The sequence below is a fragment of the Streptomyces sp. NPDC057474 genome (assembly GCF_042802555.1).
Lineage (GTDB): Bacteria > Actinomycetota > Actinomycetes > Streptomycetales > Streptomycetaceae > Streptomyces.
Map to the genome: position 1 here is coordinate 1 of NZ_JBHVDX010000310.1, position 9,347 is coordinate 9,347.

General features: G+C 70.8%; 9 protein-coding genes. 5 read left to right on the forward strand and 4 right to left on the reverse strand.

What is annotated here, in order from left to right:
- Positions 1-64: 64 nt before the first annotated feature.
- Both ACFU53_RS43870 and ACFU53_RS43875 read right to left on the reverse strand, forming a co-directional pair.
- On the reverse strand, positions 65-400 hold the full coding sequence (locus ACFU53_RS43870; RefSeq protein ID WP_037702762.1) for a hypothetical protein: 336 nt from the start codon (positions 398-400) through the stop codon (positions 65-67).
- 1 nt (position 401) lies between these two features.
- A complete protein-coding gene (locus ACFU53_RS43875) occupies positions 402-623 on the reverse strand; it encodes a hypothetical protein (RefSeq protein ID WP_384005448.1) in 222 nt (73 codons plus the stop codon).
- Positions 624-741: 118 nt separating this feature from the next.
- Here ACFU53_RS43875 and ACFU53_RS43880 point away from each other — a divergent pair, with 118 nt between their 5' ends.
- Both ACFU53_RS43880 and ACFU53_RS43885 read left to right on the forward strand, forming a co-directional pair.
- Entirely contained in the window at positions 742-1,719 is a 978-nt protein-coding gene (locus ACFU53_RS43880) for a helix-turn-helix transcriptional regulator (RefSeq protein WP_384005450.1), read from the forward strand.
- Between the two features lie 5 nt (positions 1,720-1,724).
- A complete protein-coding gene (locus tag ACFU53_RS43885; protein ID WP_384005452.1) occupies positions 1,725-2,726 on the forward strand; it encodes a LuxR C-terminal-related transcriptional regulator in 1,002 nt (333 codons plus the stop codon).
- Here ACFU53_RS43885 and ACFU53_RS43890 read toward each other — a convergent pair.
- Entirely contained in the window at positions 2,683-3,750 is a 1,068-nt protein-coding gene (locus ACFU53_RS43890) for a LuxR C-terminal-related transcriptional regulator (protein WP_384005454.1), read from the reverse strand. The genes ACFU53_RS43885 and ACFU53_RS43890 overlap by 44 nt on opposite strands.
- Positions 3,751-4,194: 444 nt before the next feature.
- Between ACFU53_RS43890 and ACFU53_RS43895 the strand changes: the two genes are divergently transcribed.
- From ACFU53_RS43895 to ACFU53_RS43905, 3 genes are read left to right on the forward strand one after another with little or no spacing between them, the layout of a single operon-like run.
- Positions 4,195-5,736, forward strand: a complete 1,542-nt coding sequence (locus ACFU53_RS43895) for a circularly permuted type 2 ATP-grasp protein (RefSeq protein ID WP_384005456.1) — start codon at positions 4,195-4,197, stop codon at positions 5,734-5,736.
- A complete protein-coding gene (locus ACFU53_RS43900) occupies positions 5,733-6,668 on the forward strand; it encodes an alpha-E domain-containing protein (RefSeq protein ID WP_384005457.1) in 936 nt (311 codons plus the stop codon). Before ACFU53_RS43895 ends, ACFU53_RS43900 begins: the two co-directional genes overlap by 4 nt.
- Positions 6,669-6,673: 5 nt before the next feature.
- Complete coding sequence (locus tag ACFU53_RS43905) at positions 6,674-7,543, forward strand: transglutaminase N-terminal domain-containing protein (RefSeq protein WP_384005461.1); 870 nt, start codon at positions 6,674-6,676, stop codon at positions 7,541-7,543.
- A 200-nt stretch (positions 7,544-7,743) separates the two neighbouring features.
- On the opposite strand, the gene ACFU53_RS43910 is transcribed toward ACFU53_RS43905, so the two are convergent.
- The gene (locus tag ACFU53_RS43910) at positions 7,744-8,901 is read right to left on the reverse strand and encodes a sugar ABC transporter substrate-binding protein (protein ID WP_384005459.1); all 1,158 of its coding nucleotides are present in this window, start codon (positions 8,899-8,901) and stop codon (positions 7,744-7,746) included.
- Positions 8,902-9,347: the final 446 nt, after the last annotated feature.

The window sequence follows — 9,347 nt, forward strand, 5'->3', positions numbered from 1 at the left end:
GGTCACGGTGACGCCGCTGCTGGGGGGAAGCGCCTGAGCGATTTGAAACGACGGGGGAATCGCTTCAGGCACTGCGGGGGGTGGCTGATACGGCCGTGGAGGCCGGGGTCTCCGGCTCGGCGAGCCGGTGATCGCGCTGGTCGAGATTGACGAAGACCATCCCGTACCGGACGGCACACCGCACTGGCTGCGGCGCGCCGCGCGGTCGCCGCAGACACCGGTACGCCCGGATGTCCTCGTCCTCGTCCCGGGTCACCACCACCGGTTCGCCGAACACGGTCACCATCAACGAGTCACCGCTGTGGGGGATGGCGGTGGCCAGGTCGATGAAGTGCCAACCGGAGCGGTAGGCGGTCGCCATCTCGCGCCGGAAGGAACGGTCGTCGGGAGGAGTCGTCATGTCAGGCCCACACGCTGTCTTCCGGAGCGACGGGCGTGGTCGACAGGTCGTCGCCCGCCACCACCTCGGACTTTGGCGTTACGACCGGCCACACGCTGTCCGCCTTGACGCCGCCCTTCGCGTCGGAGAGGCCACTCAGTGCTCCGAAGGCCACAACGGCGGAGAAGGCGGCAGCAAGTACCGAGCGAAGCATTCTCTTACCCATAGTCGGCTTCGTCCTCACTTGAAGGTCCCTCTTCCCCCGTCGGATACGACGATGGCTCATTCGGGCACGTCATGGCCACACAATCGGTGCATCATGTTCCTGCATGTTCAGGACCCTGGGGGGTGGAGATTTGGTTATGGATCGGGCTGAAGCGACACATCTCCACGCGGTGACCGAGATGTGTGAGGAGGGTGCACGCCTGTACGCGAATGCTCTCCGTACGGGACGCATCGCCCGCGCCGAGGTGAACGCCGCACCCTGCTTGATGGAGTTCGCCCTACTGCATCCCGACCCGGACGACCCGGACTCGCTACGTCCGGTACCTCCCTCGATCGCCCTTTCCCAGCGACTCAACCCGCTGGAGCGCGAGATCACCGAGCGCCGGCGTTTCTCGATCGAGCTGGCCGAAGCTTTCGAGCCATTCATGACCATCAGCGCCCTGACGACGCCGACCACGCACTCGATCACCGTGCTGGAGGGCAGCGCCCGGATCAACGCGGCGCTCGACCTTGCCACCAGCCAGTGCCAGACGGAAATGCTCACGGTCCAGCCGAGCGGGCCCCGCCCCGAGCGCAGCCTCCACCAGGGGCTGGAACGAGACAGACCGTTGATCGACCGCGGCGTGCGCATACGGACCCTCTACCAGCACACGGCCCGCTACAGCCCGGAGAAGCTGGCCTATGTGTCCCACTTCGCCGACGGCAAGGTGGAGCACCGCACCATCGACGAACTGGTGGAGCGGCTGATCATCTGCGACGAGACCGTCGCCTTCATCCCCACCCGGGACGACCGGCAGGTCGCCCTGGAGCTGCGCCACCCCGGCCTCGTCCGCTACCTGATCAAAGTCTTCGAGTTCATGTGGGACCGCGCAGTCCCGCTGAGCACCGGCGCGCCCTATGAGACGGCCCCCGACGGCATCACCCGCGTCCAGCACTCCATAGCCAAGCTCCTGGTGGAGGGCCACGTCGACGAGGCCATTGCCCGCCGCCTCGGCATGAACGTCCGCACCTGCCGGGCCCACATAGCCAAGCTGGCGACGGCGCTGGGCAGCGGCAGCAGGGCTCAGCTCGGCTATCTCATAGCCCAGTCGGGGATGCTGGAGCAGGAGAGCTGACCGACGTGGGAGACGGGCCACACGTGATCGCCGAGGGCCACGAGCACGGACCGGCGGAGTTGTGCGAGGCGGGACTGAGCCTGTACGGGCGGGCGCTGCGCGAAGGCCGGATCCCGGCGGAGGACGCCGATCACGTGCCCTGTCTGCTCGACTTCGGGCTCGTGCGCCCGGACGGCGAGGACCCGAAATGGCTGCGCCCGCTGGCCCCGGCCCTGGCCCTGCCGCGGCTGCTGCGCGAGAGCGCCCGGGACATCGCCCGGCGGCGGCACGACGAGGCCCGGCTGGCGGAGGCGTTCGAACCACTGCTGGCGCTCGACGGGCACTCCGAGTTGGTGGCGGAGGTCCCGGGCATCGGTCTGCTGGCCGGATTCGACCGGATCAACGAGGCCATCGGCCGGGCCATGGACGAAGCCCGCGAAGAATTGCTCACCATCCAGCCCGGGGGCAGACGCTCCGCCGTGCTCCTGCGTGATCTGGGCCTCCCCCGCGAACAGCGGATGCTCTCCCGGGGCTGCCGCATACGCACGCTCTACCAGGACACCACGCGCCATGACCTCGGAGTCGTCGCCCACTTCGAGCGGCTGACGGGTGACGTCCAGGTCCGCACCCTCGACGAGGTCACGAAGCGCCTCCTGATAGTGGACAGGTCGGTGGCCTTCCTCCCCGCCGGCGAGGACCGCGCACGCGCCCTGGAGATCCGGCAGCCCGCCCTGGTCTCCTTCCTCGCCACGGTCTTCGACCGCCTCTGGAACATGGCCGTTCCCATGTATCCCGAAGCCGTCCGGGTCGCCCCCTCCGACGGTGTCACCCGTCGCCAGCTCGCCATCGCCCATCTGCTCGTCGAGGGCCACACCGACACCGCCATCGCCGAACGCCTCGGCCTCAACGTCCGCACCGCCCGCGTCCACATCGCCAAGCTCGCCGCGCTGCTGGGCAGTGAGAGCCGGGCTCAGCTCGGGTATCTCATCGGGCGGTCGGGGATTCTGGAGCGGGGAGAGGGGCCGTAGGGGCCGGGGAGGGCAGGGCAGGGAGGCCGTCCGGCGGGGTGGAGCGGGGCGGGCCGTCGAGGCCGGCCTCGGCGATACGGACGCCGAGCTGCGTTCGGCTGGCCGCGCCGAGCCGCTCGGAGAGGCGGGCGATATGGGCCCGGCAGGTGCGCACGCTGATGCCGAGCCGCTCGGCGACGACCGCGTCCTGGTGGCCCTCCGCCAGCAGCGCCGCGATGGAACGCTCCCGGTGGGTGATGCCCGCGACCCCGGCCGACGGGAGGGACGCGGCCAGCGGGACGCCGAGGCGCCACAGCCGTTCGAAGACCGTGACCAGGTACTCCACCAGCGCCGGGTGGCGGATCTCCAGGGCCATGGTCCGGTCGGTGTTGGCGGGGATGAAGGCCACCGCGCGGTCGAAGACGATGAGGCGGTCGGTGACCTCGTCCAGGGTGCGGGCCTCCGCCGACTCCCCCATCAGCTCCATGTAGTTGTGCAGGCCCTGCCCGTGCCGGGCCACATGCGTGTACAGGTCCCGCATACGCACACCCCGGCGGCACATCGCCGTCGCCCGGTGCAGCCCCTCGCGCAGCTCGTCCTCGCGCCGGATGCCGCCCGGCTGCACGGTCAGCACCTCCGTGGCGCAGCGGTCGGTGGCCTCGTCGATCGCCGCCCGGATCCGGGCGAGCCCGTCGAGCACCCGGATCGCCGTGCTCTCCGCCGGTTGCCGCGCCCGCGAACTGCCGAGCCCGGCGTACCACTCGACGGCGTCGACCGCCGCGCCCATCCGGGCCTGACTGGCGCTGACCTCCGCGTGGACGCCGCGCAGCAGCCGGGTCATGACCTCCTGCGGGGAGGTGGGCACCAGCCAGCCCATGTCGTCGGGGTCGGGGTGCAGCAGGGCGAGTTCGACCAGGCAGGGCACGGCGTCGGCGTCCGCGCGCGGCACACGGCCCCGCCGTACGGCTCTGGAGTACACGCGGTCCCCGGCCGCGCAGAGCCGGTCGGCGCCGTGCGGATGCTCCTCGGTCGCGTGCCCGGCCATCACCCAACTCACCCCCGGTTCCGACCTGTTCGCAGCGCAACTATGCGCGGCCCGCACCGACACCGCAACACGGCTCCGCCATGTTTCCGTCCCTATAACATCCCCTTCGCCCGCCTATCTCCACCCCTCAGGCAGTGCGCTCTGCAACAAGCTGAAGATGGTGCGGGCGCAGGCGTGCGGACCCGCCGCGAGGCGGGCTCCGCGGCGGGCCCGGCACCACCGGACGCCGGACGCCGGACGCCGACCGGACATTTCCTTCTCGCGCCGGCACGTTCCCTCGGTCCGCCGGGCGAACGGTGCCTGCTCGTCACCCGTCCGGAACCGTCGGCTCCCCCGCCCGGCCGTACTTCAAACCTTTCGTTTCCGCAGGTCGCGATCGCCCTCGCAAGGTGTCGGAAATGCGCTGGTGATCGGGGCGTTACGCAGCGCACTTACCGTCGGGCCATGGCGGACATATTTGACGCGTACGCGTTGGCCGACGCGTGGGACGAGATGTTTGAGCGGCCGGGTGAGGTCAGGACCGCCTACGAGCCGGTGCTGGCGGCACTCCAGCCCATCGAGCCGGCCGAACTGCGGTTCAGGGCGGACCAGATGGCCCGCGCGTTCACCGACCGGGGCGTGACGTACGCCTTCGCGGGCGAGGAGAGACCCTGGCCGCTGGACCTGGTCCCGCGCATCCTGGACGCCCTGGAGTGGGACCTCATCCAACGCGGGGTCGCCCAGCGCGTACGGGCGCTGGAGGCGTACCTCGCGGACGCGTACGGGCCGTGCCGGGCCTTCGAGGACGGGGTCGTGCCCTGGCGGCTGCTCCTCAACTCCGCCCACTTCCACCGGGCCGCGCACGGGGTGGAGCCTCCCGGCGGGGTCCGTATCCATGTCGCCGGCATCGACCTCGTACGGGACGAGGCGGGCGACTTCCGGGTGCTGGAGGACAACGTCCGGGTGCCGTCCGGGGTCTCGTACGTCATCGAGAACCGGCGCGCGATGACCCGCGTCCTCCCGTCCCTCTTCGCCGAGCAGCACGTGGTGCCGGTCGACGGATACGCGCAGAAGCTGCTGGCCGCGCTGCGGGCCGCCGCGCCCGGCGGCATCGGCGACCCGCGCGTCGTCGTCCTCACCCCCGGCCCCAGCAACGCCGCCTACTTCGAACACGCCCTGCTGGCCCGTCTGATGGGCGTCCAGCTGGTCGAGGGCCACGACCTCGTCTGCCGGGGCAACCGGGTGTGGATGCGCACCACGCGCGGGGAGATGCCCGTCCACGTCGTATACCGGCGCCTCGACGACGACTTCCTCGATCCCCTCCACTTCCGGCCCGACTCGGTGATCGGCTGCCCGGGGATCATGGGCGCCGCGATGGCGGGCAACGTGACGCTCGCCAACGCGGTGGGCAACGGCATCGCGGACGACAAGCTGCTGTACACGTACGTCCCTGATCTCATCCGCTACTACCTCCGCGAGGAACCGATTCTGCCGAATGTGGAGTCCTTCCGGCCGGACGAACCCGGGCAGCTGGAGGCCGTCCTCGACCAGATCGACCAGCTGGTGATCAAGCCGGTCGACGGGGCCGGCGGGCAGGGCATCGTCATCGGGCCGAAAGCGGACCGGGAGACGCTGGAGCGCACCCGGGAGGCCGTGAAGGCCGATCCGCGCGGGTGGATCGCGCAGCGGCCGGTGGCGCTGTCCACCTCCCCCACCCTCGCGGGCGAACGCATGGCCCCGCGCCACATCGACCTGCGGCCCTTCGCCGTGAACGACGGAAGCGACGTGTGGGTCCTGCCCGGCGGACTGACCCGCGTCGCCCTCCAGGAGGGCAACCTGATCGTCAACTCCAGCCAGGGCGGCGGCTCCAAGGACACCTGGGTGCTCGCCGAGGGGCCCGCCGAGCAGCGGTACGAGGAGAGCGGCGGCCCGCTGCCGGAGAAGGCGCCGCGCCAGCTCGGACCCGACGGCAGCCGCACGGTCGTGCAGGAAGGAGCGCAGCAGTGAACGACGTGATCCTCTCCCGGATAGCCGAGGCCCTGACCTGGACGGGGCGGTACGTGGAGCGGGCCGACGCCACGGGCCGCATCCTCGACGCCTACCTCCACCGCCTCCTCGAGGACCCCTGGCGCGACGAGGACGTGGCCTGCCGCTCGCTGTACGCGATCCTCGGCGTGGACGCGCCCGACCAGCACTGCGACATGCAGCAGGTGCTGGACCAGCTGGCCTTCGACGCCCGCTCGACGGGGTCGATCGAGGGCGCGCTCGGGGCGGCGCGGCTCAACGCCCGCAGCGCCCGCGAGGCCGTCTCCTCCGAGATGTGGGAGTGCCTCAACTCCACCTGGCACGCGCTCGCCGACCAGCGGACTGCGGCGCGCCGGACGGGCGGCCCGTACGCGTACCTGGAGCTGGTACGACGACGCGCGGCCCTCTTCTTCGGGCTCGCCGACTCCACGATGAGCCGCGACGACAGCTGGCGTTTCGTCGTTCTCGGCCGCAGCCTGGAGCGGGTGGACATGACCGTACGGCTGCTGTCGGTGCGGGTGCTGGACGCGGCGCACGCGCCCGACTGGCCGACCCTGCTGAGCGCGAGCGGCGCCGACGAGGCGTACGCGCGGGTGCACGGCGGCTTCGGCGACAGTCCCAAGGTCGCCGAGTTCCTGCTCCTCGACCGGGACTTCCCGCGTTCGGCGCTGCACGCGCTGACCACGGCGGAGGAGTGCCTGGCCGCGCTCGGCCGCCCCCGCCAGGACCCGGCCCGCCGCCCGATCGGCGCCCTGCGCACCCACCTCGAATACCTCGACTCCGAGTCCCTGGAAGCCGGGCTGCCCACGCTGCTGCGCGATCTGCAGCAGGCGTGCATGGCCTCGGCGGAGGCGGTCGCCGAGTTGTTCTTCCCGTACCAAGGCCCCGTCGAGTGGGCCCAGGAAGGCGCGTGAGCACGATGAACCTGCCTGTAGCGGCTCCGAAGGCGACCCGGCGCCTGCGCATCCGGCACATCACCCGCGTCTCGTACGCCCAGCCCGCGGCCTCCTCCCACAACGAGGTCCGCATGACCCCGTTGACGCTCCCGGGCCAGACCACCCTGGACGCCCGGGTGCTGGTCAACCCCTCGACGCCCACCTGGTCGTACTGGGACTACTGGGGCACCCAGGTCACCGGCTTCGACCTCATCGACCCCCACTCCGACCTGACGATCACCGCGACCAGCCTGGTGGAGACGGCCCCGCCGGAGCCGGTCCCGGACGCGCCGGACTGGGCGGAGGTCCGCCGGGCGACCGCCGACTCCCGCCTCCTGGAGTACCTGACCGCGACGGGCCGTACGACGCTGCCCACGGACCTGGTGGACCGGGCCCGTGAGGCGTCCGTCGGCCTCGACGTGCACGGGACGGCGATCGCGGTGTCCTCCATGGTCGCCGACCGTGTCTCCTACGTGCCGGGCGCGACCGGTGTGCACACCAGCGCGGACGAGGCGTGGGAGCAGGGCGCCGGCGTGTGCCAGGACATCGCCCACCTCACCCTCGGCATGCTCCGCGGCCTCGGCCTGCCCGCCCGCTACGTCTCCGGCTACCTCCACCCGGAACGCGAGGCCGAACTCCACCGCCCGGTCGCCGGCCAGAGCCACGCCTGGATCGAGTACTGGGCCGGTGACTGGACCGGCTACGACCCCACCAACCGCGTCCCCGCCGACGAGTCCCACGTCGTCGTCGGCCGAGGCCGCGACTACGACGACGTGACCCCCCACAAGGGCATCTACCGGGGGGTGGCCGGGGGGCCGCCGGAGGTGACGATCGAGTTCACTCGGGTGGCTTGAGGGCGGCATGAACGGGGTGAGGTGAAGGGCCGGTCCGGGCCGGTCCGCCCGCGCTGCGCCCCGAGAAGGTCCACCCGGCGGAGGCACCACCCGGCACAGAGGTACGGCCCGGCACAGAGGTACGGCCCGGCAGGGGCACCGCCCGGTCGAACCGTCGGCGGTGGCCCTGCCGGGCCGTGGGGTGTGGGAGGTTCCGCGGGCTAGTCCAGGTTGGCCGCGTCGCAGTCGGCCTTGAAGGCGGACGTGCAGATCTGCTTGACGGTGTAGATGCCGTCGGCGACGACCGTGTCCTTGATGTTGGACTTGGTCAGCGCGATCGGGGGCACCAGCTGGGCGGGGATCTTCTTGGTGGTCGGGGAGTCGATGCTGTCCTTGGCGAGGGCGTCGAACTCGATGGAGCGGCCCTGGACCTTGGCGACGGCCATCTCGGCGGCGGCGCTCGCCTGCGTCGGGAACGACTTGTACACCGTCATGTACTGATCGCCCGAGAGGATCCGCTGCACGGCGTCCAGGTCGGCGTCCTGCCCGGTGACCGGCGGCACCTTGGAGACACCGGCGGTCTTCAGCACGTCGATGACGGCACCGGCGATACCGTCGTTCGCGGCGTAGACGGCGTCGATGTTGTCGATGCCCAGCTTGGCGACGGCCGTCTCCATGTTCGCCTTGGCGACGACCGGGTCCCAGTCCTTGGTGTCGAACGTCTCGGAGATCGTCACCTTGTCCTGGAGCTCGGAGAGCGCGCCGTCCTTGAACATGGCGGCGTTCGGGTCGGTGGGGGACCCGTTCATCATGACGATCTTGTTGGCGGCGCTGTCGCCCAGATCCTCCACCAGCGAGCGGCCCTGCACCTGCCCGACCAGCTCGTTGTCGAAGGAGACATAGCCGTCGATCGGGCCCTCGGCCAGCCGGTCGTAGGCGATGACGGGGATGCCCGCGTCGTGCGCCGTCTGCACGGCGGGCGCGATCTTCTTGGCGTCCACGGCGTCGACGATGATGATGTCGACCTTGTCTTCCACCATCTGCTCGAGCTGGCTGTTCTGGGTCTCCGGGTCCTTCTCCGCGTTGGCGTACTTGGTGACGCCCTTGTTGTCGGTCAGCTCGGCGATCTTCTTCTTGATGCTCGGGTAGTCGAACTGCTCGTACCGCTTGGTCTCCTTGTCGGGGAACAGCACGCCCACCGTGATGTCGTCACCCTTCGTGGGGCTCGCCTCCGCGCTGTCGCCGACGTCCACGACCCCGCAGGAGGCGAGGGAGACGGCCGCGGCCGAGGCGGCGAGGGCGGTGGCGGTACGGCGCAGAGCGGTGGTGCGACGACGTATACGAGTGCTGGGGGTATTGCTGGTGGTACGGGCGTTCACATCAAGGGCCTTCCGGGCGTGGGTGCAGCAAAGCGACCCAGGTGGCTGAAAGCCAACGCGGTGATCACCTCAGCGTCAAGGACTAATCACTTAACGAGATGACAACAGCCTTGTGTGGTCTCGGTGTGAAGAGGGTAAAGCAAAGGGCCCCCGCTGTCGCCGATCGGCCTTCACGTGACACGAGCCAACGGCTGCCGCCGGGTGCCACCTGTGAGCAATGGCCAGCGTACAACCGGGAGTTGGGGAGGAACGGGGTGCCTGGCGGCGGTGGTCGGGCTCATCGTGGGCGGGGTGGCAGGTCAGGGCGGTGGCCGCTGCGGCCCGCCGCCGCCCGCGGGCGCCCGTCGGCGGGGTTGGCCGGGCCGGCGGCGACCGGGATCGCCTCCGTACCCGGTGCCCCCGTCCTGGTCTCCGGTCGACGGACCGAACGGGGGTGGGTGGTGGAC

What these genes read in the sequence shown, in the direction of transcription:
- ACFU53_RS43870 (WP_037702762.1), bottom strand. Translation starts at nt 400, where the DNA reads ATGACGACTCCTCCCGACGACCGTTCCTTCCGGCGCGAGATGGCGACC.
- ACFU53_RS43895 (WP_384005456.1), top strand. Translation starts at nt 4,195, where the DNA reads ATGGCGGACATATTTGACGCGTACGCGTTGGCCGACGCGTGGGACGAG.
- ACFU53_RS43890 (WP_384005454.1), bottom strand. Translation starts at nt 3,750, where the DNA reads ATGGCCGGGCACGCGACCGAGGAGCATCCGCACGGCGCCGACCGGCTC.
- ACFU53_RS43880 (WP_384005450.1), top strand. Translation starts at nt 742, where the DNA reads ATGGATCGGGCTGAAGCGACACATCTCCACGCGGTGACCGAGATGTGT.
- ACFU53_RS43905 (WP_384005461.1), top strand. Translation starts at nt 6,674, where the DNA reads ATGAACCTGCCTGTAGCGGCTCCGAAGGCGACCCGGCGCCTGCGCATC.